Source organism: Anaerococcus groningensis (assembly GCF_046365465.1).
GTDB lineage: Bacteria > Bacillota > Clostridia > Tissierellales > Peptoniphilaceae > Anaerococcus > Anaerococcus groningensis.
In genome coordinates this window covers 1-519 of the sequence record NZ_JBGMEG010000033.1, presented here as the reverse complement: position 1 = coordinate 519, position 519 = coordinate 1, and the positions used below count along the sequence as shown (strand labels likewise).

Here is a 519-nt window from a genome sequence, read left to right as displayed (position 1 = left end):
ATTCAATAGCTTTCCATCTATCATAGGCTGCTTGGTAGATTTCTATCAATCTTTCTGCTCCGATTTTATTCATGGTATCAAGGTATTCTTGCCAAGTTTCATCATTTATTTCTTTTGACCCATTTATAAACTGAGCTTCATTTTCTTTCATATATGTTTCAAGCTCTACTGTTATATCACTTACTTCCTGGTTTTCTTCACTTGTAAGATAGGTTAGTGGGAATATAATTTCACCGTGGTCTAAGATTTTTTCTTGAGTTTCTTTTTCTATAAAATCGTTAAAGGTGCTATCAGCTTTCCCACCAATTGGATCTAGAGGTACTGAGTAAGCAGGTACGGTAATACCATAAGCTGGTGTTACGTAGCCACGGTATTTTTCTACATCATCAGAGTTTTTAGCATCATCTGAATATTCTTTGACAGTTTTATCATCATTCCATACCCAATATGATCCTTCTGGTCCATAATATAGGTAGTCAAATCCATCTTTGGTATAGAAAGTATCTATCCAACGTAGGG

Annotated in this window: 1 protein-coding gene; it reads right to left on the bottom strand. The window is 34.9% G+C overall.

The genetic code is table 11. The features are described from left to right. A partial coding sequence (locus tag AB9Q04_RS08120; protein WP_410024834.1) for a type 2 periplasmic-binding domain-containing protein occupies positions 1-519 on the bottom strand: 519 nt, incomplete at both ends.